At 71.7% G+C, this 25569-nt stretch carries 22 protein-coding genes and 1 tRNA gene; 9 read left to right on the top strand and 14 right to left on the bottom strand.

Features of this window, described 5'->3' with window-relative positions; translation table 11 throughout:
* Positions 1-36 precede the first annotated feature (36 nt).
* Positions 37-1170 carry a site-2 protease family protein gene (locus tag BMW78_RS12580; RefSeq protein ID WP_143056247.1) on the bottom strand — a complete coding sequence of 378 codons (1134 nt, stop codon included), beginning with the start codon at positions 1168-1170 and terminating at the stop codon, positions 37-39.
* A gap of 59 nt (positions 1171-1229) precedes the next feature.
* On the opposite strand from BMW78_RS12580, the gene metH reads away from it, so the two are divergent.
* Together metH and BMW78_RS12590 are read left to right on the top strand one after the other, a co-directional pair.
* The gene (gene metH / locus BMW78_RS12585) at positions 1230-5027 is read left to right on the top strand and encodes a methionine synthase (protein ID WP_091760205.1); all 3798 of its coding nucleotides are present in this window, start codon (positions 1230-1232) and stop codon (positions 5025-5027) included.
* Between the two features lie 100 nt (positions 5028-5127).
* Positions 5128-5979 (top strand): RecB family exonuclease, encoded by an 852-nt coding sequence (locus BMW78_RS12590; protein WP_091760207.1) that lies wholly within the window; start codon positions 5128-5130, stop codon positions 5977-5979.
* Positions 5980-6049: 70 nt separating this feature from the next.
* On the opposite strand, the gene BMW78_RS12595 is transcribed toward BMW78_RS12590, so the two are convergent.
* Complete coding sequence (locus BMW78_RS12595; protein WP_281247085.1) at positions 6050-6736, bottom strand: HAD family hydrolase; 687 nt, start codon at positions 6734-6736, stop codon at positions 6050-6052.
* A gap of 124 nt (positions 6737-6860) precedes the next feature.
* Here BMW78_RS12595 and BMW78_RS12600 point away from each other — a divergent pair, with 124 nt between their 5' ends.
* Entirely contained in the window at positions 6861-7718 is an 858-nt protein-coding gene (locus BMW78_RS12600; protein ID WP_091760210.1) for a PAC2 family protein, read from the top strand.
* Positions 7719-7769: 51 nt separating this feature from the next.
* Here BMW78_RS12600 and mshC read toward each other — a convergent pair whose 3' ends face one another.
* Genes mshC through BMW78_RS12620 form a run of 4 tightly spaced genes read right to left on the bottom strand, consistent with a single transcriptional unit; the run spans position 7770 to position 11146 of the window.
* Complete coding sequence (gene mshC / locus BMW78_RS12605) at positions 7770-9017, bottom strand: cysteine--1-D-myo-inosityl 2-amino-2-deoxy-alpha-D-glucopyranoside ligase (RefSeq protein ID WP_091760213.1); 1248 nt, start codon at positions 9015-9017, stop codon at positions 7770-7772.
* 25 nt (positions 9018-9042) lie between these two features.
* Positions 9043-9825: an SCO1664 family protein gene (locus BMW78_RS12610; protein WP_245735834.1), complete on the bottom strand. Its 783-nt coding sequence runs from the start codon at positions 9823-9825 to the stop codon at positions 9043-9045.
* 26 nt (positions 9826-9851) lie between these two features.
* Complete coding sequence (locus BMW78_RS12615) at positions 9852-10400, bottom strand: DUF3090 domain-containing protein (protein ID WP_091760217.1); 549 nt, start codon at positions 10398-10400, stop codon at positions 9852-9854.
* Between the two features lie 20 nt (positions 10401-10420).
* A complete protein-coding gene (locus tag BMW78_RS12620; protein ID WP_091760220.1) occupies positions 10421-11146 on the bottom strand; it encodes an MSMEG_4193 family putative phosphomutase in 726 nt (241 codons plus the stop codon).
* 59 nt (positions 11147-11205) lie between these two features.
* Between BMW78_RS12620 and corA the strand changes: the two genes are divergently transcribed.
* Positions 11206-12186, top strand: coding sequence for a magnesium/cobalt transporter CorA (gene corA, locus BMW78_RS12625; RefSeq protein WP_091760223.1), 981 nt, complete (start codon positions 11206-11208; stop codon positions 12184-12186).
* Positions 12187-12213: 27 nt separating this feature from the next.
* On the opposite strand, the gene BMW78_RS12630 is transcribed toward corA, so the two are convergent.
* Both BMW78_RS12630 and BMW78_RS12635 read right to left on the bottom strand, forming a co-directional pair.
* Positions 12214-13071, bottom strand: coding sequence for an undecaprenyl-diphosphate phosphatase (locus tag BMW78_RS12630; protein ID WP_091760226.1), 858 nt, complete (start codon positions 13069-13071; stop codon positions 12214-12216).
* A complete protein-coding gene (locus BMW78_RS12635; protein WP_091760229.1) occupies positions 13068-14207 on the bottom strand; it encodes an LLM class F420-dependent oxidoreductase in 1140 nt (379 codons plus the stop codon). The genes BMW78_RS12630 and BMW78_RS12635 overlap by 4 nt, the downstream gene beginning before the upstream one ends.
* Positions 14208-14271: 64 nt before the next feature.
* Between BMW78_RS12635 and BMW78_RS12640 the strand changes: the two genes are divergently transcribed.
* Positions 14272-15210, top strand: coding sequence for an aldo/keto reductase (locus tag BMW78_RS12640; RefSeq protein WP_091760232.1), 939 nt, complete (start codon positions 14272-14274; stop codon positions 15208-15210).
* A 10-nt stretch (positions 15211-15220) separates the two neighbouring features.
* Here BMW78_RS12640 and BMW78_RS12645 read toward each other — a convergent pair whose 3' ends face one another.
* Positions 15221-15610, bottom strand: coding sequence for a primosomal protein (locus tag BMW78_RS12645; protein ID WP_091760235.1), 390 nt, complete (start codon positions 15608-15610; stop codon positions 15221-15223).
* Positions 15611-15649: 39 nt separating this feature from the next.
* On the opposite strand from BMW78_RS12645, the gene BMW78_RS12650 reads away from it, so the two are divergent.
* The gene (locus BMW78_RS12650; protein ID WP_091760238.1) at positions 15650-15835 is read left to right on the top strand and encodes a DUF5703 family protein; all 186 of its coding nucleotides are present in this window, start codon (positions 15650-15652) and stop codon (positions 15833-15835) included.
* Here BMW78_RS12650 and BMW78_RS12655 read toward each other — a convergent pair.
* Positions 15810-16829, bottom strand: a complete 1020-nt coding sequence (locus tag BMW78_RS12655) for a hypothetical protein (protein ID WP_143056248.1) — start codon at positions 16827-16829, stop codon at positions 15810-15812. The genes BMW78_RS12650 and BMW78_RS12655 overlap by 26 nt on opposite strands.
* Positions 16830-17017: 188 nt before the next feature.
* The gene (locus BMW78_RS12660; protein ID WP_091760243.1) at positions 17018-18364 is read right to left on the bottom strand and encodes a M20/M25/M40 family metallo-hydrolase; all 1347 of its coding nucleotides are present in this window, start codon (positions 18362-18364) and stop codon (positions 17018-17020) included.
* A 174-nt stretch (positions 18365-18538) separates the two neighbouring features.
* Here BMW78_RS12660 and BMW78_RS12665 point away from each other — a divergent pair.
* Positions 18539-18623 (top strand) — tRNA-Leu (locus BMW78_RS12665).
* Between the two features lie 60 nt (positions 18624-18683).
* Here BMW78_RS12665 and BMW78_RS12670 read toward each other — a convergent pair.
* The gene (locus BMW78_RS12670; RefSeq protein WP_091760246.1) at positions 18684-19940 is read right to left on the bottom strand and encodes a PP2C family protein-serine/threonine phosphatase; all 1257 of its coding nucleotides are present in this window, start codon (positions 19938-19940) and stop codon (positions 18684-18686) included.
* Between the two features lie 210 nt (positions 19941-20150).
* Positions 20151-22979, bottom strand: coding sequence for an immune inhibitor A domain-containing protein (locus BMW78_RS12675; RefSeq protein ID WP_091760248.1), 2829 nt, complete (start codon positions 22977-22979; stop codon positions 20151-20153).
* Between the two features lie 181 nt (positions 22980-23160).
* Here BMW78_RS12675 and arfB point away from each other — a divergent pair, with 181 nt between their 5' ends.
* Together arfB and BMW78_RS12685 are read left to right on the top strand one after the other, a co-directional pair.
* A complete protein-coding gene (gene arfB / locus BMW78_RS12680) occupies positions 23161-23619 on the top strand; it encodes an alternative ribosome rescue aminoacyl-tRNA hydrolase ArfB (RefSeq protein ID WP_245735835.1) in 459 nt (152 codons plus the stop codon).
* The gene (locus BMW78_RS12685) at positions 23609-23971 is read left to right on the top strand and encodes a TraR/DksA family transcriptional regulator (protein WP_245735836.1); all 363 of its coding nucleotides are present in this window, start codon (positions 23609-23611) and stop codon (positions 23969-23971) included. The genes arfB and BMW78_RS12685 overlap by 11 nt, the downstream gene beginning before the upstream one ends.
* Positions 23972-23993: 22 nt before the next feature.
* Here BMW78_RS12685 and BMW78_RS12690 read toward each other — a convergent pair whose 3' ends face one another.
* On the bottom strand, positions 23994-25568 hold the full coding sequence (locus tag BMW78_RS12690) for a peptide ligase PGM1-related protein (protein WP_091760942.1): 1575 nt from the start codon (positions 25566-25568) through the stop codon (positions 23994-23996).
* Between the last annotated feature and the right edge of the window lies 1 nt (position 25569).

Raw genomic sequence — 25569 nt, forward strand, 5'->3', positions numbered from 1 at the left:
TGGCAGTGGGCGCCGCAGCGGGGCCCCGAAGTGGGCTCAGACCCGCTCGACCGCGCGGTTGACGTCCTCGGCGGTGACGATGCCCAGGAAGCGTCCCTGGTGGGTCACCGCCACGAGCGGGGTGCCGAGGGTCTGCATGGCGGTGATGACCGGCACGATGTCGTCGCCGGGGGCTGCCTCGACCGCCCAGCCCGGCGGCTGCGGCCGGGAGACGGCGGACAGGTCGGTCTCGGCGTGGCGGCCGTGCGGGACGCGCCCGACCGCCTCCGGCTCCACGACCCCGGTGGGCCGGCCGGACCGGTCGAGCACCACGACGACCTCGCCGGGAGCCCACCGGTCGAGCACGGTGTCGAGACGCTCCGACTCGGAGGCGCCGAGCGCCCGCTTCAGCACCTCGGCCACGGAGACCTGCTGCACCGCGGCGAGCACCTGGCCACCGCGGATGGCCGACGACGCGCCCGCCCACATGAACAGGGCGATGAACATGGCCCAGCCGATGTCGAACAGGTCGAGCTGCCGCCCCATCGCGAGCGGCCTGCCGAGCACGTAGAGGATGACGAGCGCCGTGACGACGCGCCCGCACCAGCCGGCGACGACCATCCCCTTCGGCCGGCTGCCGCTGACCTTCCAGACGAGGGACTCCACCAGCTGGCCGCCGTCGAGGGGCAGTCCCGGCAGCAGGTTGAAGGCCGCGAGCGCGGCGTTCAGCACGGCGAAGCCGCCGATGAGGGTGTCCGGTATGCCGGTCGGGCCGGTCTGCAGTGCCAGCCAGGCGAGCAGGGCGAGCAGGCCGTTGGCGAGGGGCCCGACCGCGGCGATGACCGCCGCGGCACCCGGCGTGGAGCGCCCGGACTCGAAGGCGGTGTGGCCGCCCCACAGGTCGGCCACGACGCGCAGCACGGGCAGCCCGTAGGCCCGTGCTGCGATGGCGTGGGCCGCCTCGTGCACCAGCACGGCCACCAGCAGCTGCAGGGCCATCAGGGCGGCGACGCCGTAGGCGAGGACCCCGAGGTCCGGACGGCTGCGGGCGATCGACGGCCCGATGAGCGCGATGAGGACGACCGCGATCAGCGCCCAGCTGCCTCCGATGTAGACCGGCACGCCGGCGATGGTGGCCACGCGCACGCCAGGGCCGCGGCTGGGGCGTCGGGTCCCGGCGGTCTGTGACATGGGGAGACACTACGTGAGCACCCCGTCGCCGCAGTGACGCGACCGGACATACTGGTCGGGTGCCTCTCTCACCCGACCACCGTCCGGACGCCACCGACGCGCTCACCGCTGCCCTGCGCGAGCGCATCCTCGTCATGGACGGCGCGATGGGCACCATGATCCAGCACCTCGGCTTCGGCGAGGCCGACTACCGCGGTGAGCGCTTCGCCGACTGGCCGAGCGACCTGCGCGGCAACAACGACCTGCTGAGCCTCACCGCGCCCGACGCCATTCGCGGCATCCACGAGGCCTACCTCGACGCCGGCGCCGACCTCGTCGAGACCAACACCTTCAACGCCCAGCGGATCTCGTTGGCCGACTACGGCATGGAGGACCTCGCCTACGAGCTCAACCTCGCCTCCGCCCGGCTGGCCCGCCAGGCCTGCGACGCGGCGATGGAGCGCTCCCCCGACCGACCGCGCTGGGTCATGGGAGCGCTGGGCCCGACCAACCGCACGGCCTCGATCTCGCCCGACGTCAACGACCCGGGCGAGCGCAACGTCACCTACGACGAGCTGGTGCAGGCCTACCTCGAGCAGGCGCGCGGCCTCGTCGACGGCGGGGTCGACCTGCTGATCGTCGAGACTATCTTCGACACGCTCAACGCCAAGGCGGCGATCTTCGCGCTGGAGACGCTCTTCGACGAGCACGGCCGCCGCTGGCCCGTGGTCATCTCCGGCACCATCACCGACGCCTCCGGCCGCACCCTCTCGGGCCAGGTCACCGAGGCGTTCTGGAACTCGGTGCGCCACGCCCGCCCGGTCGCGGTCGGGCTCAACTGCGCGCTCGGCGCGGCCGAGATGCGGCCCTACGTGGCCGAGCTCTCGCGCGTGGCCGACACGTTCATCTCCTGCTACCCCAACGCCGGGCTGCCCAACGCGTTCGGCGAGTACGACGAGACGCCTGCCCAGATGGCCGCGGTCATCGAGGAGTTCGCCGAGGCCGGGCTGGTGAACCTCCTGGGCGGCTGCTGCGGCACCACGCCCGAGCACGTCAAGGCGATCGCCGAGGCTGCGCGGGGCAAGGACGTCCGCCAGCCCCCGACGGTGTCCCCCGCCCTGCGGCTGGCGGGCCTCGAGCCGCTCAACGTCACCGACGAGTCACTCTTCGTCAACGTCGGCGAGCGCACCAACATCACCGGGTCGGCCCGCTTCCGCAAGCTCATCCAGGCCGAGGACTACCCCACCGCCCTCGGAGTGGCGCGACAGCAGGTCGAGGCCGGGGCCCAGGTCATCGACATCAACATGGACGAGGGCATGATCGACGGCGTCGCGGCCATGGACCGCTTCGTCAAGCTCGTCGCGAGCGAGCCCGACATCTCCCGCGTCCCGGTGATGGTCGACTCCTCGAAGTGGGAGGTCATCGAGGCGGGCCTGAAGTGCGTGCAGGGCAAGCCGATCGTCAACTCCATCTCCATGAAGGAGGGCGTCGAGCCCTTCATCCAGCAGGCACGCCTGTGCCGTCGCTACGGCGCGGCGGTGGTCGTGATGGCGTTCGACGAGGACGGCCAGGCCGACTCGCTCGCGCGGCGCAGGCAGATCTGCCGCCGCGCCTACGACATCCTCACGCAGGAGGTCGGGTTCCCCGCCGAGGACATCATCTTCGACCCCAACATCTTCGCGGTGGCGACGGGCATCGAGGAGCACGCGGCATACGGCACCGACTTCATCGAGGCCACCCGCTGGATCAAGGAGAACCTCCCCGGCGCCCTCGTCTCCGGGGGCGTCTCCAACGTCTCCTTCTCGTTCCGGGGCAACAACTCCGTGCGGGAGGCGATCCACGCGGTCTTCCTCTTCCACGCCATCAGGGCGGGGATGGACATGGGCATCGTCAACGCCGGTGCGCTGGTGGTCTACGACGAGATCGACCCCGAGCTGCGTGAGCGCATCGAGGACGTCGTGCTCAACCGCCGCCCCGACGCCACCGAGCGGCTGCTCGAGATCGCCGACCGCTTCGCCGGGAGCGGTGCCGAGCAGGAGGCCGCCACCGAGGAGTGGCGCTCGCTGCCCGTCGGCGAGCGGATCACCCACGCCCTCGTCAAGGGCATCGACGAGCACGTCGAGGCCGACACCGAGGAGCTGCGCGCGGAGATCTCGGCCCGCGGCGGCGCCCCCATCGAGGTCATCGAGGGCCCGCTGATGGACGGCATGAACGTCGTCGGCGACCTGTTCGGCTCGGGGCGGATGTTCCTGCCCCAGGTCGTCAAGTCGGCGCGGGTCATGAAGAAGGCGGTGGCCTACCTCATCCCCTACATCGAGGCGGAGAAGAAGCCGGGCGACGCGGAGCGCGCCAAGGGCAAGGTCGTCATGGCCACGGTCAAGGGCGACGTCCACGACATCGGCAAGAACATCGTCGGCGTCGTGCTCCAGTGCAACAACTACGACGTGGTCGACCTCGGCGTCATGGTGCCGGCCCAGAAGATCCTCGACGCTGCCAAGGCCGAACGCGCCGACGTCATCGGCCTCTCCGGCCTGATCACCCCGTCGCTCGACGAGATGGTCAACTTCGCCTCCGAGATGGAGCGGCAGGGCTTCGAGATCCCGTTGCTCATCGGCGGTGCCACCACCTCGCGGGCGCACACGGCGGTGAAGGTCGACGGGAAGTACCACGGGCCGGTCGTGTGGGTGAAGGACGCCTCCCGGTCGGTGCCGGTCGTCTCCCAGCTGCTCTCCGACGACGGGCGCCCGAAGCTGATGGCGGAGGTCGCGGCCGACTACGACGCCATCCGCACCCGGTTCGCGGCCAAGCAGAACGAGCGACCGCTGCTGCCGCTCGAGCAGGCCCGCGCCAACCGCACCCCGGTGGACTGGTCCACCTACCGGCCGCCGCGCCCGCACCTGCTCGCCCAGCAGTCCAAGGACATCTGGTCGGGGCAGCCGGACACCCACTGGCACCGCGACGCCACCCAGTTCATCCGACGGTTCCACGGCTACGACCTCGACGAGCTGCGCCGCTACATCGACTGGCAGCCGTTCTTCAACGCCTGGGAGATGAAGGGCTCGTTCCCCGACATCCTCAACAACCCGGCCTCCGGCGACGCCGCGCGCCGGCTCTACGAGGACGCCCAGGTCATGCTCGACCGCATCGCCGAGGAGCGGTGGCTCACCGCGAACGGCGTCATCGGGCTCTTCCCGGCCAACGCGGTGGGCGAGGACGACATCGAGCTGTATGCCGGTGAGCACGGCTCCGAGGTCCTCACCACCTTGCGAACGCTGCGCCAGCAGGGCGCCCACCGCCACGGGGTCCCGAACCGTGCCATGGCCGACTTCGTCGCCCCGCGCGAGAGCGGTGTGCGCGACTACGTCGGCGCCTTCGCGGTGACGGCCGGCCTCGGGAGCACCGACAAGGTGATGGAGTTCAAGGCGGCCCTGGACGACTACAGCGCCATCCTGCTGGAGTCCTTGGCCGACCGGCTGGCCGAGGCGTTCGCCGAGCGCATGCACGAGCGGGTCCGCCGCGAGTTCTGGGGCTACGCGCCCGACGAGCAGCTCGACAACGGGGCGCTCATCCGCGAGGAGTACGCCGGCATCCGGCCCGCGCCGGGCTACCCGGCCTGTCCGGACCACACCGAGAAGGAGACGCTGTGGCGGCTGCTCGAGGTCGAGCAGAACGCCGGCATCGAGCTGACCGAGTCCATGGCGATGTGGCCGGGTGCGTCGGTGAGTGGCTGGTACTTCTCGCACCCGCAGTCGCAGTACTTCGTCGTCGGCCGGCTCGGTCGCGACCAGGTCGAGGACTACGCCGAGCGCAAGGGCTGGAGCCTCGCGGAGGCCGAGCGCTGGCTCTCCCCCAACCTCGGCTACCAGCCGGAGGACTGAGGCGGTGGTGGACCAGGTCGCGGCGGCCGACACCGCGAACAGGGCTGCGCCCGTGGAGACCGCAGCGGGGGTGTCAGTGGCCCCTCCTACCGTTCGACCCATGGTTGCCGCACTCTCACCCAGCCGGGCCTCGGACTTCATGCAGTGCCCGCTGCTCTACCGGTTCCGGGTCATCGACCGGCTGCCCTCGCCGCCGAGCCCGGCGGCCGCCCGCGGCACCCTCGTGCACGCCGTACTCGAGCGGCTCTTCGACCTGCCGGCCGACCAGCGCACCCCTGAGGCCGCCGTCGCCCTGGTGGCGCCGGTGTGGCAGTCGCTGAAGGAGCTCGAGCCCGACCTGGCCTCGCTCGTCGACGACCACGACGACGAGCTGCCCGGCCACGACTCGTGGTACGCCGAGGCCACCGCGCTCATCCAGCGCTGGTTCACCCTCGAGGACCCGCGCGCCCTCGAGCCGGCGGAGCGCGAGCTCTACGTCGAGGCCGACTTCGACGGCCTGACCCTGCGCGGCTACGTCGACCGGCTCGACGTCGCACCGGGCGGCGCCATGCGCGTGGTCGACTACAAGACCGGTCGCTCGCCCTCGGAGCTGTTCGAGGGCAAGGCGCTGTTCCAGATGAAGTTCTACGCCCTGGTGCTGTGGCGACTGCGCGGCGAGGTGCCGCGGATGCTGCAGCTGGTCTACCTCGGCAACGGTGAGACGGTCCGCTACAGCCCCGACGAGGCCGACCTGCGGGCGACCGAGCGCAAGCTCAAGGCCCTGTGGGTCGCGATCCAGCGGGCTGCCGAGACCGGCGACTGGCGTCCGCGGACCTCCCGCCTGTGCGACTGGTGCGACCACCGGGCGCTGTGCCCGGCCTGGGGTGGCACTCCCCCGCCGCTCCCAGAGGCCGCAGCCGTCCTGGCGCTGGACCCCCAGCGGTCCGGCGAGGCCGAGCTCGCCGAGGACTGAAGCGGGTCGACCCATCACCGGGTCGGGTACGGGGCTCGGGCCGGAGATCGGGCTGGAGGTCGGGCTCGCGTCAGGCGCCGACGAAGACCGGCAGCAGGTCGTGCGGCCCGAGGCCGCGCAACGACGGCACCTGCACCGAGCCGGCCATCCGCGGCACCGGCACGACGTGTGGCACGGCCAGGGTCGGCACGCCGGCGTCCACCGCCGAGCGCACCCCGGTTGGCGAGTCCTCGATGGCCACGCAGTCGGCCAGGTCGACGCCCAGCGCCCGGGCCGCGGCCAGGTAGGGCTCCGGGTGCGGCTTGCCGTGCTCGACCTCGTCACCGGTGATGAGGGCGGTGAAGGTGCCCTCCGGCAGGGCGTCGACGACCGCCTCGGCCAGCGACCGCCACGACATCGTCACCAGGGCGCACGGCACGCCTGCCTCGCCGAGGGCGAAGAGCAGCTCACGGGCGCCCGGCCGCCACGGCACGTGCTCCTTGACCTGCCGGATGACGTGGCCGAGCAGCTCCTCGATGATCTCCACCGGCGTGAGCGTCACCGGCGAGTTGGCGCGGATGAACTCGGCCGAGACCGTGAGGTCGTTGCCGACGAGCTCGTGCGCGTACTCCTCCGACCACGTGCCGCCGTAGGCCTCGACGAGCGCGTGCTCGCCGTGGATCCAGTAGGGCTCGGTGTCGACCAGCGTGCCGTCCATGTCCCAGAGCACGGCCGCCGGGAGCTGGCGGCTGGTGGTGTGGCTGGCGGCGGTGTCCACGGTGGTCGGGCCTTCCGGTGGTGGTGGTGATGACGTCCCGGCGAGTCTACTGAGACTCGCCCTCGCGCCCGGCGGCGCATTCCGTAGGCTGGGGAGTGCTGGTGAAACCAACAGGAGGCATGGGTTGATCGAACTCGAGGACGTCCCGGAGCTGCGCGACCCGGTTCTGATCGCTGCCTTCGAAGGGTGGAACGACGCCGGCGAGGCGGCGACCGCCGCGGTCGACCACCTCATCGACCTCTGGGACGCCGAGCCCATCGCGGCCCTCGACCCGGAGGACTACTACGACTTCCAGGTCAACCGTCCGCGGGTGGTGCTCGACGAGGGGCGCCGGCGGATCAGCTGGCGCACGACCCGCATCCTGCTGGCCACCACGCCCGGCATCGGCCGAGACGTCATCCTGGTGCAGGGCATCGAGCCGTCGTTCCGCTGGCGCGCCTTCACCATCGAGCTCATGGAGTTCGCCCAGCAGGCGGGCGTCACCACCGTCTTCACGCTCGGCGCCCTCATGGCCGACGTCGCGCACACCCGCCCGATCCCGGTGACCGCGACCTCCGACAGCGAGGACGTCCTGCACCGCTATGACCTCGAGCCCAGCAGGTACGAGGGCCCGACCGGCATCGTCGGCGTGCTCGCCGACGCCGCGACCCAGGCCGGTCTCCAGTCCATCTCGTGCTGGGCGGCCGTGCCGCACTACGCCGGGCACTCCCCCTCGCCCAAGGCCACGCTGGGCCTGGTCTCCAAGCTGGAGGAGCTGATCGACGCCCCGATCCCCCACGGCGACCTGCCCGAGGCCGCCAAGGCGTGGGAGCGCGGCATCAACGAGCTGGCCGAGACCGACGACGAGGTGGCGGAGTACGTCCAGTCCCTCGAGGAGGCCCAGGACACCGCCGAGCTGCCCGAGGCGAGCGGCGACGCGATCGCGCGCGAGTTCGAGCGCTACCTGCGCCGCCGCGGCCACGACGGCGGCGGCCCCGGCTAGACCGGCCGCGACTGGACCGGCCCGACTGGACGCGGCCGGCCCCGGCTGGAGCTAGAGCCGGACGCCCAGCAGTGCGTCGAGCAGGCGCGACACAATGCCCGGCGCGGCCGCGTCCTCCCCGCCGTGCGTCAGGCACTCCTTGGCCCAGCGGTCGACGGCGGCCAGCGCTCCGGGGGTGTCGAGGTCGTCGGCGAGCAGCTCGCGCACCCGCTGCAGCGTCGCGTCGGCGCTCGGACCGGTGTTGACCGACACAGCCGCGCGCCAGGTCTCCAGCCGCTGCTCGGCCTGCTCGAGGTGGGTCGGGGTCCACTCCCAGTCGGTGCGGTAGTGCTGGCTGAGCAGCGCGAGGCGGATGGCCATCGGGTCGACGCCGTCGGCCCGCAGCTTCGAGACGAGCACCAGGTTGCCGCGCGACTTGCTCATCTTCTCGCCGTCTAGCCCGACCATCGCCTGGTGCACGTAGCAGCGGGCGAACGGCCGCTCGCCGGTGAGGGCGACGGCCTGCGAGGCGCTCATCTCGTGGTGAGGGAAGACGAGGTCGCTGCCACCGCCCTGGATGTCGAATGACATGCCCAGGAACTGCAGGGCGATGCAGCTGCACTCGATGTGCCAGCCGGGGCGCCCCGCGCCGAGCTGCTCGTTGTCCCACCACGGCTCGCCCGCGCGGGCGGCCCGCCACAGCAGCGGGTCGAAGGGGTCTCGCTTGCCGGGCCGCTCGGGGTCGCCGCCACGGTCGGCGAAGACCGCCATCATCTGCTCGCGGGACCAGTTCGACACGGAGCCGAAGCCCGGGTCGCTCGAGAGGTCGAAGTAGATGTCGTCGCCCTCCGACTCGGCGGTGTCCACCCGGTAGGCGACGCCCTTGTCGAGCAGCTCCCCGACGGCGGCGGCGATGGGCCGGATGCTCTCGACGACCCCGATGTAGTGGTCCGGCGGGATGATCGCGAGGTCGGTCATGTCCTCGCGGAACAGGGCGACCTCGGCGGTGGCCAGGTGCTCCCAGTGCAGCCCGTCGCGCTCGGCGCGCTCGATCAGGGGGTCGTCGACGTCGGTGATGTTCTGCACGTAGGTGACCTCGTGCCCGGCGTCACGGAGCGCACGGCCGAGGACGTCGAAGGTGACGTAGGTGGCTGCGTGGCCGAGGTGCGTCGCGTCGTACGGCGTGATGCCGCAGACGTACATCCGGGCGGTGGAGCCGGCGGCGACCGGGCGGACCGTCTGGGTCGCGGTGTCGAAGACGCGCACCGGCAGGCCGGTGCCCGGGATGGCCGGGATGAAGGGGGTGGGCCAGGAGATCACGGGTGAAGCCTACGTGCGCTCCCGCTCACAGCGGCGGCCAGGGGATCGACGGCCACCCGTGCCCGGGCAGCGGGTATGCCGGCAGCTCCAGCAGGCGTCGCACGCGCCGTCGCAGCGCGGCCACCTCCGCGATGGTCAGGTGCGCGCACAGGGCCTCGTCGAGGGCGCCGCCGTCGGCCAGCGCGGCGTCGAGCCGCGCTATGCGATCCACCTCCTGCGCGGGCAGCGGCCGACCGGCGAAGCCCCAGAGGACGGTTCGCAGCTTGTCCTCGGTGTGCAGGCTCACGCCGTGGTCGAACCCGCGGACGGCCTGCCCCTCGCGCACCAGGTGGGAGCCCTTGCGGTCGCTGTTGTTGATGACGGCGTCGAAGACGGCCACCTGGGCCACCGCGGGAGAGTCCTCGTGCACGACGACGACCGGGGCGCCGTCCTCCCCCTCGCCGCTCAGCACCGGCAGCCAGCCCGCCGGCACCGCGTCGGGCGCGACGATGTCGACGACGTAGTCCGGCTCCTCGCCGGGGTCCCCCACCCAGCGCTGGAGGGAGCCACGCCCGTGCGGTCCGTCGCGGAAGACCGTCTCGGGGACGACGCCCCAGCCGCCGGCCTCGGAGACCAGGAAGGCCGCGGTCTCCCGGTCTGCGAGCGTGCCGTCGGGGAAGTCCCAGAGCGGGCGCTCCCCGGCCACCGGCTTCCAGATGGCGAGCACGGTCTCGCCTGCGGCGGTGACCTCGGCCAGGAACGCGTGGTTGGAGGCGTCGGCCAGCCTGCCGACGAGGTGGACCTCCCCCTCCGCCAGGACCGCAAGCACGTCGCTCACCTCGGACGGCCGACCGGTCAGCGTCGGTACCCGTTGGCGCGCGGGCAGATGTGGCCCTCGACCTCGAGCGGCCCGCCACAGAACGGGCACGGCGGGCGCCCGGCGGCGACGACGGCCTGGCAGCGCCGGGCGAAGGCGCGGGCCCGGGCGGGGCTGAGCACCACCCGGATGAGGCGGGGCTCCTCGGGAAGCAGGCCGCTGGCGGCCTCGTCCTCCTCCAGGACCACCTCGTCGGGGTCGCGGTCGATGGCCTCGATGACGACCACCTCGCGGTCCTCGTCCCAGCCGAGGCTGAGGGTGTTCACGCGGAACTCGTCCTCGATGGGGGTGTCGAGGGGTGCGTTGTCGACCACGTCCGCGGCGGCGTGGTCTCCCCCGGCGCCGCCGGCGTAGCTGTCGAGCAGGTCGTTGATGCGGTCGGCGAGCACCATGACCTGCTGCTTCTCCAAGGACACCGACGAGACGAGGCGCCCGGAGCTGGCCTGGAGGAAGAAGGTCCGCTGTCCGGGCGGGCCGACGGTGCCGGCCACGAAGCGGTCGGGCGGGTCGAACTCGGTTACCGACATGACTCGAACTCTAACCCCGGTCAGCCGGCGGGCTCGGTGGTGGCGGACCCCCCGCCCACGGGGGCGTCGCCCTCCGGCACCTCCGGCTTCGCCGGCGGCACCAGGCGCGCGAGGTCCGACCCGGTGTCGTTGGCACCGACGAGGAAGGGCCGCCGTTCGGTGTAGTGCACGACCGAGACGGAGGCGGGGTCGGCGCGGAAGCGCTGGAGGTGGTCGAAGTGGCTGCCGGCGGCGTCCGCCAGGACGGCCTTGATGACGTCGCCGTGGCTCACGGCGACCCACAGGGCGTGGGGGCCGTGCTGCTCGGCGACCTCGGCGTCGTGGCGGCGCACGGTCGCCACCGCCCGGTGACGCATCTCGAGCATGCTCTCCGCGGCATACTCCTCGTGGTCGGGGAACCGCGCGGCGCTCGGCTGGTCCTGGACCACGCGCCAGAGCGGCTCGTCGACGAGCTCCTTGAGGAGCCGGCCCGTCCAGGCGCCGTAGCCGCACTCCCAAAGTCCCTCGTCGAGCTGCACGTCGAGCGCGGGCGAGGTCGCCGAGGCCACGGCGAGCGCGGTCTCGCGACAGCGCTCGAGCGGGCTGCTGACGACGCGGGCCACCGAGAGGCCCGCGAACCGGTCGGCGAGGGCCTTCACCTGGCCGCGTCCGGTGTCGTCGAGGGCGACCCCGGCGAGGCGCCCGGCGAGGAGGCCCTGGGCGTTGGCGGTGGAGTGGCCGTGGCGGACGAGCAGGCAGATGGGCACGCCCGCACTCTACGTCGCGGTGCGTGCGTCGCGGCCCCCGGCGTGGTGGAGTAGCGCCCGTGATCATGGACCAGGCGGTGTACCGGGACGGTCGACGTCAGCCGTGCGGCGACCTCAGCGACGAGCTCGAGGCCCTGCGGGTCAGCACCGACCGCAGCGGCTTCCTGTGGATCGGGCTGAAGGACCCCACCGACGCCGAGTTCGACCTCGTCAACGACGAGCTCAAGCTGCACCCCCTCGCGGTCGAGGACGCCGTCAAGGGCAACCAGCGCGCCAAGGTCGAGCTCTACGACAACACGATCTTCGTCGTGCTCAAGACGATCCGGTACGTCGAGGAGACCAGCGACATCGAGACCGGTGAGGTCATGCTCTTCGTCGGCGACCGGTTCGTCGTCACGGTGCGCCGGGGCGACGCCAACCCGCTGGCCAACGTGCGCCGCAAGCTGGAGGCCAACCCGAAGCAGCTCGAGCACGGTGAGGTCGCCGTGCTCCACGCGGTGATGGACTCCATCGTCGACAACTACCTCGCCGTCGACGGCGAGCTGCAGGTGGACCTCGACGAGATCGAGGAGGAGGTGTTCTCCGGCACGCGAGACGTCGACTCCGGGAGCATCTACCGGCTCAAGCGCGAGGTGCTCGAGTTCCGACGCGCCGCCGTGCCCCTGGCCGGGCCCCTGAGCCTGCTCCACGACGGGTCGCGCTCCCCCATCTCCGACAAGGAGATGCGGCTCCTCCTCCGTGACGTCGCCGACCACCTGCTCAAGGTGATCGACCACGTGGAGTCCTACGACCGGCTGCTCACCGACGTGCTGAACGCCCACCTGGCGCAGATCTCCGTGCAGCAGAACAGCGACATGCGCAAGATCTCGGCCTGGGTCGCGATCGCCGCGGTGCCGACGATGCTGGCGGGCATCGAGGGCATGAACTTCCAGCACATGCCCGAGCTGCCGCAGGTGTGGGGCTACCCCGCGATGCTCGCGCTCATGGCGGTCTCGTGCCTGGTCCTCTACCGCGCCTTCCGCCGCTCGAAGTGGCTCTGACGAGACGGCCGGGCGTGCCCCGAGGGCTCAGGTCGCGCTGATGACCCCGGCCGCCAGGGCGCCGGCGAGCAGGACGCCGAGGACCACGCGGTACCAGACGAACACCATGATCGAGTGGTGCGCGACGTACTTGAGCAGCCAGGCGATGGACGCGTAGGCCACCACGAAGGCCACCACGATGCCGACGAGCATCTGGCCCATGCCGAGCTGGCCCAGGTTGTGGCGCTGGTCGACCGCCTGGAAGAGCCCGGCCGCGGTGAGCGCGGGGATGGCCATGAAGAAGGACAGCTCGGTGGCGGTCACCCGGTCGACACCGCGGAGCAGGCCGGCCGAGATGGTGGCACCGGAGCGGGAGACGCCGGGGATGAGCGAGAGGCACTGCACGAGGCCGATGACCAGGCCGTCGACGACCGTGAGGTCGTACTCGCCGCGCTGGACGCCGCGCCGGGCGAGCACCTCGTGGCGGCGCTCGGCCGCCCACATCACGACGCTCCACAGCAGCAGGGCCGCAGCGACCACCCACAGTGACCTCAGCGGGCCCTCGATGACGTCCCTGAGCAGGAAGCCCACGATGCCGACGGGCAGCGAGCCGACGATCACCGCCCAGGCCAGCATGTAGTCGGGGCTGCGCCGGGCCTCCTGGTTGGCCAGGCCACGCACCCAGGCCATGAAGAGCCGGGCGATCTTCCTGGCGAAGAAGAGGAAGGTCGCGGCGATCGCGCCGAGCTGGATGATCGCGGTGTAGGCGGTGACGGCCTTGGCGTCGACCGGCAGGCCGATCAGCTTCTCGGTGATGGTCAGGTGGCCGGTGGAGGAGATCGGCAGGAACTCGGTGAGCCCCTCGACGATGCCGAGGATGATCGCGTCGAGGAAGGTCAGGGTCACAGGACGTCCTTGTCAGGAGCGGGGGCAGCGGCAGGGGCCTCAGCGGCAGCTTCGGCAGGGATCCGGATGGGGGACGACGACAGGCCAGTCTCGCCCATGAGCTCGGCCATGGTGCGCACGACATGCAGCCGGTCCTCGAGGGAGGCCGCGAAGGGCGCCACGGACAGGGTACCGACCCCCACGTCGGCGTACCGGCCGAGCCGCTCGCGGATCCGCTCGCGCGGCCCGATGAGCGAGGTGGAGTCGATGAACTCGAAGGGCACGGCGGCCGCGGCGTCACGGTGCTGCCCGGCGAGGTAGAGCTCCTGCACGCGGTGGGCGGCGTCCTCGAAGCCCATCCGGCAGGCGAGCTGGTTGTAGAAGTTCTTCTCCCGCGACCCCATCCCACCGATGTACAGCGCGGCATACCCGCTCACGGCCGCAGCCGCGGCCTCGACGTCGTCCGCGACACACACCGGGACGGTGGGGGCGATGTCGAACCCAGCGAGGGGGTCCTCCTCGGTGCCCCGGCCGGCGCGGCGACGGCCCGCCGCCACCGACACGAGCAGGTCACCGCAGTGCTCCGGGCTGAAGAAGATCGCCAGCCAGCCGTCGGCGACCTCACCGGCCAGCTCGAGGTTCTTCGGGCCGACAGCCGCGAGGTAGATCGGCAGGTCCGGCCGTGGCGGGCGGATGGTCAGCTTGAGGGGCTTGCCGGGCCCGTCGGGCAGCGGCAGCGTGAAGTGCCGGCCCTCGTAGGCGACCCGCTCGCGGCGCAGCGCCATCCGCACGATGTCGACGTACTCGCGGGTGCGCCCCAGCGGTGCGGTGAAGCGCACACCGTGCCACCCCTCGCTCACCTGCGGCCCGGACACACCCAGCCCGAGCCGGAACCGGCCGCCGGAGAGGGTGTCGAGGGTGGCCGCCGTCATCGCGGTCATGGCCGGGGTGCGTGCCGGCACCTGCATGACGGCGGCCCCGAGCTCGATGCGATCGGTCTGCGCGCCCACCCACGCGAGGACGGTGGGCACGTCGGAGCCATAGGCCTCCGCAGCCCACACCACGGCATACCCGAGGCGCTCGGCCTCCTGGGCCACCGCGACGTTGTCCGCGTCCATGCCCATGCCGAAGTAGCCGAGGTTCACGCCGAGGTCCATGGGAGGAGAGGCTATCGGCGACCCTCGGCGTGGCGTCCAGCGACGCCCGCTAGCCTGCGGTCCCATGCGCCGCAGACGAATGGGCACCTCCGGTCTCTCGGTGTCCCGCCTTGCCCTGGGGACGATGACGTGGGGCCGCAGCACCGACTACGAGACGGCCGCCGAGCAGCTGCGCACCTTCCTCTCCTCCGGTGGCACGCTGGTCGACACCGCCCACGGCTACTCCGACGGCGCGGCCGAGGAGTTCCTGGGCCGCATGATCGACGAGGAGGTCGACCGCGACGACGTCATCGTGTGCACCAAGGCCGGCATCTCCCGGCGGTCGGGCGCAAGGGTGGTCGACACCTCGCGCTTCAGCCTGCTCAGCCAGCTCGACACCTCGCTCGAGCGGCTCGGCACCGACCACGTCGACCTGTGGCTGGTGCACACGTGGAGCGACGAGGCGCCGCTGACCGAGACGCTCTCCGCGCTGGAGTGGGCCGTGAACACCGGACGGGCGCGCTACGTGGGCGTCTCCAACTACTCGGGCTGGCAGAGCGCCCGAGCCCTGTCACTGCTGGAGCAGGCGCGCGTGCCCCTCGTGGCCAACGAGGTCGAGTACTCCCTCGTCAACCGCCACGCCGAGCACGAGCTGCTCGGCGCTGCCCAGTCGCTGGGCTTCGGCATCCTGCCGTGGTCGCCGCTGGGACGCGGGGTTCTCACCGGCAAGTACCGGCACGGCATACCGGCCGACTCGCGGGCGGCCTCGCGCGACTTCCCCCGGTTCACGGCCCGCTACCTCGACGACCGCAGCGCGGGAGTCGTGGAGGCGCTGGCGATCGCGGCCCAGGGCCTCGGCGTCACCCCCGCGGAGGTGGCCCTGGCGTGGGTGCGCGACCGGCCGGGTGTCGTGAGCCCCATCGTGGGAGCCCGCACCACCAGCCAGCTCAAGACGTCACTCGCCAGCGACGGGCTCGACCTGCCCCAGGAGATCGTGGCGGCCCTCGACGAGGTCTCCGCCTGACCGACGGGCGTCAGCGCCGCGAGCGGTCGCCGTCGGCCTCTGCGATGTCGTCGCCGTCCTCGAGGTCGTCCTCGGAGTCCTCGGAGTCCTCGTCAGGCCCCTCGTCGGAGTCCTCGTCGGTGTCGTACTCCTCGTCGTCGAGACCGGAGTAGAGGCCCTCGTCGCCGTCCTCGTCCTCGTAGTGGTCGTCGATCTCGTCCTCTTCGTAGACCGTCAGCGGGGTCATCTCGCCGTAGGCCTCGAGCAGCGCGTCGTCATAGGCCTCGAACGCGTCGGCGAGGTCCTCGTAGGCCGCGACGACCGCCGGGTCGTCCTCACCCCGCTTGGACGCCGAGGCCTCGAGGTGGCGTTCCAGGGCGCTGGTCAGCGTCACCAGTGCGGCACGCGGGTCGGACGTCATGGCTCGACCGTAGCGGGTCATGGGGGAGAATGGCGGGCGATGGTTGAGTACGAGTACCGGGAGCTGAAGTTCTCCCGAGACGTTTCCCGAGCCGACATCCGCAAGACACTGGCCGACCACGCGGAGTACGGCCACTGGGAGCTGCACCGAACTCGCATCTACCTCGGCGGTGTGCAGCGCACCTGGCTGCGCCGGCGGGTCATCCGCGCGACGCGGACCGCCTGAGCCGACGCGCCTGAGCCGTCAGCACCGCCCCGAGGCCGAGCAGCCCGAGCGCCAGCGAGGCCAGCGGCACGGTGTCGGCGCCCGTGAAGGCGAGCCGGCCCGGCAGGCCCGGCACGGCGCTGGCCGGGGGGCGGCCACCCCCGTTGGCGTCCGCGCCCGGGGTGGGGTTGGTCGAGGTGGATGGCACCTGGGTCCCAGCGGGGCACGGCACCACCAGCTGCTGGAGGGGCAGCCCGGCGTCGGTGAGGGCCTTGATGACGTCCTGGTCGAGCACCACGAGGGTGGTCTGCAGCGGCGCGACCTCCCGTGTGACGCGCACGCAGGCGCCGACCAGCCCCTGGACGTCGACGTCGACCCCCGCCAGGTCGTCGGCGGCCACGGCGCCCTTGGGGCACGGGGTGAAGACCTGCGGGATCGTCTGGGCCAGCGGTGAGCCGGCGTCGTTGCCGAGCACGGACAGGTCGAACTCCACCGCCGGTGAGCCGCCGGTCGGGATGACGCAGGCCGTCAGCGCCTCGCTCTGCACCCGGGCGCCGGCCTTCGGCTGGTCGTTCGACGGGGCGGCTGCGGTGCGCCCGTTCGCCGTGCCACCCGACGTGCCGGATGCCGCCTGCCCCGACCCGCTGGTGCCCGATCCGCTGGTGCCGGAGCCGCTGGTGCCCTCGGCACTGCCCGAGCCGGAGCCCTGGCCGCCACTCGCGCCGGAGCCGTCGCCGCTCCCGGGGCCGGGCAGCTGCCCGGTGAGTGCACCGGTCACCTGGTCGGTCACGTCGCCCAGCGGGCCGGGGAGGCCGCCACCGGTGCCACCGTCGGTCGACGGTGCCGGTGACAGCGGGAGGCTGGTGGCGAGGTCGCCTGCCGCCGGTTGAGCGGTCGTCTGCTGCAGGGGCGACGGCGGAGCCAGTGAGGACTGAAGGGGTCCGGCGACGGCCGCCCCTCCTCCGAGGAGCGCGAGGCCGGTGACCAGGCACACGGCCGCCCCCGTGCGAGTCACCGTGCGCGTGACCGTCCTGAATGCCGTCGTGTGACCCATGGCCCGTCCTTCTCGCGGTGGCGACGCCCCAGTGCGTCTGCCACCTCAACGAGCCGGGCGCCGGAAGGCTACGGGCGAGTAGCCTTTGACGTCAGCGGCCTTCCACGTCCGCGAGCCTCGGCGCGTCGTCAGCGAGCCTCGGCCCGTCGTCAGCAGGTCTGCACGAGGCGCAGCAGCACCCGGGCGCCGAAGTCGAGCGCGTCCACCGGCACCCGCTCGTCGATGCCGTGGAACATGGGGGCGAAGTCGAGGTCGGCGGGCAGGCGCAGCGGGGCGAAGCCGTAGCCGGTGATGCCCAGCTTGCTCAGCGCCTTGTTGTCGGTGCCGCCGGACAGGCAGTACGGCAGCACACGCGCGTCGGGGTCCTCGGCGAGCAGGGCGGCCTTCATGGCCTCGACGAGCGGTCCGTCGAAGGGCGCGTCGAGCGCGATGTCGCGGTGCACCACCTCCACCTCGACGTGCTCGCCGGCCAGCTCGCGGATGGTCGCCATGAGCGACTCCTCGTGCCCGGGCAGGAACCGGCAGTCGACGGCGGCCGTGGCGCCCTGCGGGATGACGTTGTGCTTGTAGCCGGCCGAGGCCATCGTCACGTTCGCGGTGTCCTGCAAAGTCCCTCGCACGAACCCCTGGGCGCCGCCGAGGTGGCCGAGCAGCTCCTCGGCGTCCTCGTCGGTCCAGGCCACGCCGGTCAGGTCGCTCAGGCCGTCGAGCAGCTGGCGCACCGAGGCGACGTACTCCCGTGGCCACGGGTGGGTGCTGATCCGGGTGATCGCCTCCGAGAGGCGCACGATCGCGTTCTCGTGGTTGGGCACGGAGCCGTGCCCGGCCCGGCCCTGGGCGTGCAGCCGCAGCCAGGCGATGCCCTTCTCTGCGGTCTGCAGCAGGTACGCGCGGCTCGGCGTGCCGTCGGCGGTCGGCACCGTGACGCTGTAGCCTCCGACCTCGCTGATGGCCTCGGTGACGCCCTCGAAGAGCTCCGGGTGGTGGTCGACGACGAAGTGCGAGCCGTGCACTCCCCCGGCCTCCTCGTCAGCGAAGAACGCGACGACGAGGTCGCGCGGGGGCTTGGTGCCGGTGCGGGCGAGGTGCCGCACCACCGACAGGATCATCGCGTCCATGTCCTTCATGTCCACGGCTCCCCGGCCCCAGACGCACCCGTCGCGCAGCTCGCCGCTGAACGGGTCGACCTGCCAGTCGGCGGAGTTCGCCGGCACGACGTCGAGGTGGCCGTGCAGGCAGAGCGCCGGGCGGGCGCGGTCGGCGCCCTCGAGGCGCACCACGACGCTGGTGCGCCCCGGCTGGCTCTCGACGACCGTCGGCTCGAGGCCGACCTCGCGCAGCTGGGCGACGACGTAGTCGGCCGCCTCGCGCTCCCCCGGTCCGGAGCCGTCACCGAAGTTCGTCGAGTCGATGCGGATGAGCTCCTGGCAGATCCTCACGACCTCGTCGGAGGGGCCGGCGGCGGCGGTGTCGGACTGGGCGGTTGGCTGGGTCATGGACCCCACCCTAGGCAGTGGCGCAGGACGCGAGGGCGTTGACCGGTATGCCGTGTCGGCACCCTCCGCGGCACGTCGTCGCCGCCGCGGGCGCCGGGTTTCGGGGCCAGGCCCGGTGCGTGCTATCGTTCCGGCGCGCGGCAGGCACTCCCCAAAGTGCCGGCTGACCACCTTGTCCGGGTGGCGGAATGGCAGACGCGCTAGCTTGAGGTGCTAGTGCCCTTTATCGGGCGTGGGGGTTCAAGTCCCCCTCCGGACACAGATCACGAAAGACCCCCCACGCTTGCCGGGGGGTCTTTCCGCATCTCCGGGCGCTTCGTCACCCGAGTTCCTCCGCCACGTTGGCGAGGTGGTCTGCGCTTCCACCGCGCCACTCGAGCAACAGGAGGGTCGCGTCGTCAGTGGTGACGTCGCCTCGCTCTCGCATCAGGGTGCGGGAGAGGCGGCGCACCACCTCCTGCACCGCGCCTCCGTCACGGCTCGCACGCTCGACCAGGTTGATCAGGCGTGCCATACCGAACTGTTCGCCGCCCTCCCGGTGCTCCTCGACGACCCCGTCGGTGAAGAACAGCACCCGGTCGCCGCGCTCGAGCGCATACTCACTGACCACGGGCGATGCGCCGCCATAACCGACTGGCAGGGTCGTCGGGCTGTCCAGGGACGCGAGAACGCGGTGGTCACGCAGGAGCAGGGGGGCCGGGTGGCCCGCGTTGACCCACTGCAGCCGGCCCGAACGGACGTCGAGACGCGCCATCTGCGCGGTCGCGAAGTGGTCCGCGGTGAACTGGGTGGCGACGGCGGCGTCCATCGCCGCGTACATCTCCTCCAGACCCAGGTCGAAGCGCCGAGCATGCCGGTAGGCGCCGACTGCGAGGGTGGCCATCACGGCGGCGCCGAGCCCGTGGCCCATCGCGTCGATCATGGCCAGGTGGAGGATGTCTTCGTTGAAGGCGTAGTCGAAGCTGTCACCGGCCACGTCGTAGGCCGGCTCCAGCGCACCGGCGACAGCCACCTGCGGTGTGGTCATCGTCAGCGGCGGCAGCAGCTGCCACTGCAGCTCGGCGGACAGGCTCATGGGCTGCCGGCGCCTGGCTTGGAAGAAGCTGTCGGTGTACATGCCTTTCGTGACGAACATGTCGGCCACGAGCCCGGCCAGCCGCCGCGTCAGCCGCCGGTCATCATCGTCCACGCTGTCGATCGTGAAGGCGAGCACCCCGACGCGGTCGGTACCGTCGAGCAGTGGCACGAAGACCCGAACCCCTTGCTCGTGGGGCTCCTCCACCGTCCTGTCCGTCCGGAAGGCGGCGCCGGGCAACGACCCGTCGATCGGCTGAGGCACCCCCACCACCAGACCCTCCCCGCGAAGCGGTACCAGGGTCAGCTGGTCGTACTCGGGCAGGAAGATCTCGACGTCACGGCCTCCGATGATGGCGATCTCCTGGGCGACGAGCGGCGCGATCAGGTGCGGAGGCATCTGGTGAGCCCGGTCCAGGAGCGAGCCGAGCAGTCGTTCCCCGAAGCCCTCCGAGCGGTCCACCACCCCCGAGGATGAAGCGGGCTCCTCTCGCTCGGCCATGCCTCATCATCGCCGAGCAGCACCCGGCTGTCACCCGAACTGAGCCGGCGGCCGGCTGCGTCAGGGCAGCCACCCCACCTCGGCGCACCCGTCGACGACCCGCCCGGCGACAGATGCCGAGGGGCGTCGCAGAGGCGCCGGCCCCCGGATGGGGACCGACGCCTCCGCGTTGCTGGTGTTGCAGTGGTGCGAGTCAGGCCTTGGCCCGGCTCACGGCCTCGGCGGAGTGATCTTGATCTGCGCCGCCTGGTTGCCGAACATCGACTTGGCCACCGTCACCGTGGTGCCGTAGCCCACGCCGTCGTCGGCCGGGTTGCCCGAGCCCATCTTCGTGATGGCCCCGATGTCGTAGCCGTAGTACTGCTTCAGCGGGTTGCCGGCCGAGTCGACGAACCGCGTCGAGTACGGCGCGTTGCCCCTCGACGGCACCACCGTCGAGGCGTCGGCGTCGCGGTAGAAGATGCGACCGTCCGGACGGAGCTCGAAGCCGGGGTACCAGCCCTTGTTGTCGGTGAAGGTACTGACCGGGGCCTGCGGACCGTGGGTGTTGCACTTCTCCACCGACAGGTCGGCGTTGGTGAGGCACTCGTTGAACGTGTAGGTCGGCTGGAGGCCGAACGCGGCGTTCGACGACTGCGGACGTGAGGGCAGGTTCTTCAGGGTGGTCGGGTCGAGAGCCGCCGCGTCTCCGCTGCGCCGCAGCGGGTCGAAGTGGCTGTCGACGATGAGCAGGCCGCCCTTGGAACCCTCGCTCGGCAGCGAGGTGAGGTTGTTGAGCACGTGGTTGACGTTGCCGTACGACGTGTCCCGGTACCAGACCAGCGCGCCCGGGGCGTTGTACTTGATCTTCTCGACCTTCCACGCACCGTCGTCGGCCTGGTAGGTCGTGTCGTAGGTGTACTTCAGGCCCTCGTCGAACCCGTCGAAGTTGCGCCACTCGACCAGGTAGTACTGCGCCTTGCTGGAGGTGCCGGTGTCGATGACCCAGCCCGATCCCAGCGCCTCGCCGCTGACGAAGGTGCCGGTCGCCGCGGTCCAGCCGTTGGCGCCGTTCTCGACGTCGTCGCTCCAGACCGGCGCGCCGCCTGCGGTGACCGAGAAGTCGTCGGCGAACCAGCCGCGCTCCTCGAACGCCGCGTCGGTGGCCTGCAGCAGGCGCACCTGGACGCTCTTGCCCGCCCACGGGGACAGGTCGACGTACTCGTGCTGCCAGCCGCCGCTGTCACCGGTGAGGCCGTGCTTCTTGCCGCCGTAGTCCTTCATCCGGCCGTTGGGGTCGGCGTAGTCGTCCTTGGTGGACACCTCGGCGCCGGCCTCGTTGTAGACCTTCTGCTCGGCCCAGGTGGCGCCGCCGTCGGTCGAGACCTCGACGAAGCCGTAGTCCCAGTCCTTCTCGATGATGTAGTTGTTCCACATCCAGAACCTGGCGTCGCCGCCCGCGGGCACGTCGACCGTGCGGGTGAGGGTGTTCTTCGCCCAGCTCTGGTCGTTGCCGCCCCACCACATCTTGGAGCCGCTGTGCGGCGTGGCGAGGGTGACGACCTTGTTGGGAAGGTTGATCTTGACGCCGTCGGCCGTGCCCTTCAGCGGGCGCGAGTTCTGGCCGACGATGACGGTGCGCGGGTCGTCACCGGGGTTGAGCTGCACCGGGTCGGCCCAGCCGAGGACCCACTTGTCCCACAGGCCCATGTGCGTCGGCATCGACTGGAAGATCGGGCCGGAGTGCGAGCCGGAGCTCATGAGGTCCCAGAAGTCGATGTCGGAGTCGCCGCCGCTGCCGGTGTCGTACAGGTCGGGCAGGCCGAGGTCGTGGCCGTACTCGTGGGCGAAGACGCCGACACCGGAGTCCTCGGGCTGCACGATGTAGTTGGACAGCTTCAGGTTGGTCCCGGGGATCGGGGCGCCACCGGCCACGGCTGAGGAGTGCGCCCAGATCGCGTAGGTACCCTCGGCGCCACCGCCGCCCGACTTGTCGGACCCGGCGTGGACCAGCACGACGTGGTCGATGATCCCGTCGGGCTCGTTGTAGTTGCCGTCACCGTCGACGTCGCCCTGGTCCTCGATGTCGTAGTCGGCCCAGGGGAAGTTCGGCTGTGCCTTGGCGAGCGCCGCGACCGCGTCGATCGGCAGCTGGCCCGGGCCGAGCGGGTTGTCGGGGTGGCCCTGCATGTCCTGCATGGGGCCTGCCTCGTAGACACCCTTGTCGTTCTTGTGGCAGACCGTCGCGCCGTAGTACGCCTCGGAGTGCGGGACCGTGACCCACGGGGTCGCGGAGCCGTGCACGGTGTAGGCGCCCTGCGACATCTCCTCGTACATGTTCTTCATCGTGTAGCCGGAGATGTCGAACCCGGGCTTGCCGTCGGGTCCCTTGAGGTCGGTGCGCACCCGCTCGGTGATGCCGTCCTTGCTGAACAGCATCTTGTTGTAGTGCTCGGAGGAGAAGTCCGGCACCCACATCGAGTTGTTGTCCGGCTTCGACAGCGTGGCCGGGTTGGGGATGGTGTTGTGCAGCGGGCCGTTCTGGACGTTGCCCGGCTTGCACGTCGTGGCGCCGAACTCCGTCGGCACGTAGGAGCTCGTGAAGTCGTCGTTCGCCTTGTCGTTGAACTCGACGAGGATCGTGAGGAGCTTCGCCTCCTGGGTCGACTTGGCTCCCTTGTAGCGGCTCTTGATCGCCTTCGGGCTCGTGTTCCCCTTCATCGCCTTCGCCTCGAGCTTGGCCAGCTCGCGGGCGGCCACGGGGTTGCCCTGGGCGTTCTTGCGGTCGACCTTCAGGGCGCGCGCGAGGGCGTCCTGACGCTGCTGCGCGGCCTGCTTCCCCTTCTTCACCTCGGTGTCGCTGCCGAACGCCTTCTCGGCCCTCGGCGAGACGTAGTTGATGTAGTGGTCCGAGCCGGCTGTGGCCGGCGACCCGGTGCTCTCCGCTGCTGTGGCGGTGCCGCTCGCCCCGGCTGTCGCGACCCCCGCCACCACCATGGCGATCGTGGGTACGACCGCGGCGGCGACTCTGCGCGACCGTGCGATCCTGCGTTGAGTCATGCTTTCCCCTCACTGACGCCCCCGACTCCCTTGTCGAGGGACCGCGTGCCCTGGTCGAGGGCACGTGGGCGGAATCATGCACCCGGGCTGGCCAGGTTGGGAAGATGCAACATCGGTATGCCGCGTGGCCGCTCAGCCGCCCAGGCGGGACGGGACGCGCGCGACAGGGGACAATGGTGGCGTGAGCGACCCGGGTGACGACCTCCGCGTGCCGCCCGGTCCCGGGCTGCCGCAGGGGCTCGTCGTGCCCGCGGGCGAGCTGCTCGAGCGGTTCAGCCGCTCCCCCGGCCCGGGAGGGCAGGGCGTCAACACCACCGACAGCCGGGTCGAGCTCGTCCTCGACATCGGTGCCTCCCCCGCCTTCACGGACGTCCAGCGTGGGCGGCTGCAGGAGCGGCTCGCCGGTCGGCTGGTCGACGGCCGGATCACCATCACGGCGTCGGAGCACCGGGCACAGCTGCGGAACCGGGCGGCCGCGCGCGAGAGGCTCGCTGCCCTTCTGCGCGAGGCGCTGGCGCCGCCGCCACCCCCGCGGAGGCGGACCAAGCCGACCCGGGGGTCGCAGCAGCGGCGCCTCGACGCCAAGCGCCGTCGCGGTGAGGTCAAGTCCGGTCGCGGCAGGGTCCACGGTGACGGGTGAGGCCGTGGGCGGTCGCGACCTGACCGCTGTCACGGCGCGGCTCGAGTCCGAGCTCACCGAGACCACCGCCCACCTCGGCGCCCTGCGCGGGGACTATGACGGCGTCGTCGCCGCGTCGCTGGACTCCAACGCCGACGACGAGCACGACCCCGAAGGCGCGACGATCGCCTACGAGCGCTCGCAGCTGGGAGCTCTCATCGAGCAGGCCGAGCGCCACGTGGCCGACGTGCGCGCCGCGCTGGCCCGGGTGGCCGAGGGCCGCTACGGCACCTGCGAGCGGTGTGGCCGGCCCATCCCGTCGGAGCGGCTGGAGGCGCGCCCGACCGCCCGCACCTGCGTCGGCTGCGCCTGACCGGACAGGTCGCGCGGACGGCTCAGAACCGCACGGGGCGCGGGGTGAGGGCCTCGCGCGCCTCCTCGAGCAGAGCCTGGTGGGCCCGGTCGTAGAGCGCCTGTGCGGCGGTCGGTGTGTCACCGATCGCGGTCATGCCCACCCTGCCGAGCTCGGTGAGACAGCTGATCATGTGGAAGACGACGCCCTGCTGGGTGCCCTGGTCGAAGTGCAGGCGGGTACGGGCGATGAGGTCGAAGAGGTCGCTGACCCGCAACCCGCGCAGCACCGGGTGCTCGAGGTGGTCGGTCGCCACCAGATGGCGCCGCTCCCCCTGCGGCGTCAGGAAGCACCCCAGGTCGGCCACGTACGTCCCGCCGGTGAGGAACTGCAGCGTCAGGAACGGGTGCGTCGTGCCGCCCTTGCGCAGGTTGACCTCGATGGCGTGCGCCTCCCAGCGGCTTCCGTGGCGCACGACGACGTAGTCGAGGGCGAAGCGTCCCATCACCCCCTTGCGGACCAGCACCTCGCCGACCCGCCGGGCCGACTCGGTGATGGCAGCCGCGTACGCCTGGTCCGCGGGGAACCGGGCGCCGAGGTAGGACTGCCCGGACGGCCCACCCAGCACCTGGTCGTGGGTGGACAGCACCTCGAGCTCGCCCAGGGGTGTGATGCGCAGCTGGACGCTGGGGCTGCGCACCTCCTCCCCGGCGAGGCGCTCCTCGACGACGCCACCGCCGACCGCCAGCCGCGCGAGGAAGGTTGGGACGTCGACCCGCTGGTCCTCGGGAGCCATGGCCAGCACCCGGTCGCGCACCCGGTCCAGGGCGTCCGGGCCGTTCCCCCGGGGCAGCTCGCGGAGGTCGACCAGGGCGTTGCCACCACCGGAGACGCCCTCGTTGAGCTTGACCATGGCGTCAGCCACGTCCGGGTGGGCGGCGCGGAGGTCCGCGAGCGAGCGCACCACCTCGTCGATGGTGTGCAGGTCCTCGGCCCCGGCCGGGTGGGCGACCCCGGCCTCCGTGAACAGCCTGCGGCAGCCGGTCTTGGTGCCCAGCACGAAGTGGCGCGGGTCCGCGGCATACATGGGGATCCCGAGCAGCAGCGCGAGGTCCCGTTCGCGCTCGGTGCTGGTGTAGGGGATGAGGTGGCTGCGCAGCGGGTCGGGCACCATGGCGGCGATCTGGGCCACGAGCCGGGGTCGCTCGAGGAGCTTGTCGGTGAGCGGCACGCCCGAGGAGTCGCCCACCGACACGAGCTGCAGCCGCGAGCGGGCGTGGCTCGGGATCACCCCGGGAAGCAGGGACAGGTAGTACTCGACGATGGCGGGGTCGATCGGCATCGACGTCACGTAGACCATGCGCAGCCGTGGCTGCCGCAGCAGCAGGAGCAGGAACAGGAACCGCTCCTCGAGCGCCTGGAGCAGGGCGCCGCTGTCGGCCACGACCAGGTCGAGGGTCATGGAGGGCACCACGACCACCGACTCGGCGGGGTCCTCACGGGCGATGCTGCGCCACACTTCCGGCAGCCGCTCCTGCAGCCGGTCGAACGCGGCCAGCCGCTCCTGCTCCCCCATGTCCCCCAGCGTCGGCGGTGGCCGGTCACCGTGGTCGTCCATG

This window comes from Pedococcus cremeus (assembly GCF_900111375.1).
Classification (GTDB): domain Bacteria; phylum Actinomycetota; class Actinomycetes; order Actinomycetales; family Dermatophilaceae; genus Pedococcus_A; species Pedococcus_A cremeus.

Coding starts and splice junctions, on each gene's coding strand:
- BMW78_RS12615 (WP_091760217.1), bottom strand. CDS start 10,400: ATGTCGGTAACCGAGTTCGACCCGCCCGACCGCTTCGTGGCCGGCACC.
- BMW78_RS12635 (WP_091760229.1), bottom strand. CDS start 14,207: ATGGACCTCGGCGTGAACCTCGGCTACTTCGGCATGGGCATGGACGCG.
- BMW78_RS12670 (WP_091760246.1), bottom strand. CDS start 19,940: ATGGCCGAGCGAGAGGAGCCCGCTTCATCCTCGGGGGTGGTGGACCGC.
- BMW78_RS12675 (WP_091760248.1), bottom strand. CDS start 22,979: ATGACTCAACGCAGGATCGCACGGTCGCGCAGAGTCGCCGCCGCGGTC.
- BMW78_RS12640 (WP_091760232.1), top strand. CDS start 14,272: ATGCGCCGCAGACGAATGGGCACCTCCGGTCTCTCGGTGTCCCGCCTT.
- BMW78_RS12590 (WP_091760207.1), top strand. CDS start 5,128: ATGGTTGCCGCACTCTCACCCAGCCGGGCCTCGGACTTCATGCAGTGC.
- BMW78_RS12650 (WP_091760238.1), top strand. CDS start 15,650: ATGGTTGAGTACGAGTACCGGGAGCTGAAGTTCTCCCGAGACGTTTCC.
- BMW78_RS12645 (WP_091760235.1), bottom strand. CDS start 15,610: ATGACGTCCGACCCGCGTGCCGCACTGGTGACGCTGACCAGCGCCCTG.
- BMW78_RS12660 (WP_091760243.1), bottom strand. CDS start 18,364: ATGACCCAGCCAACCGCCCAGTCCGACACCGCCGCCGCCGGCCCCTCC.
- BMW78_RS12580 (WP_143056247.1), bottom strand. CDS start 1,170: ATGTCACAGACCGCCGGGACCCGACGCCCCAGCCGCGGCCCTGGCGTG.
- BMW78_RS12690 (WP_091760942.1), bottom strand. CDS start 25,568: ATGGACGACCACGGTGACCGGCCACCGCCGACGCTGGGGGACATGGGG.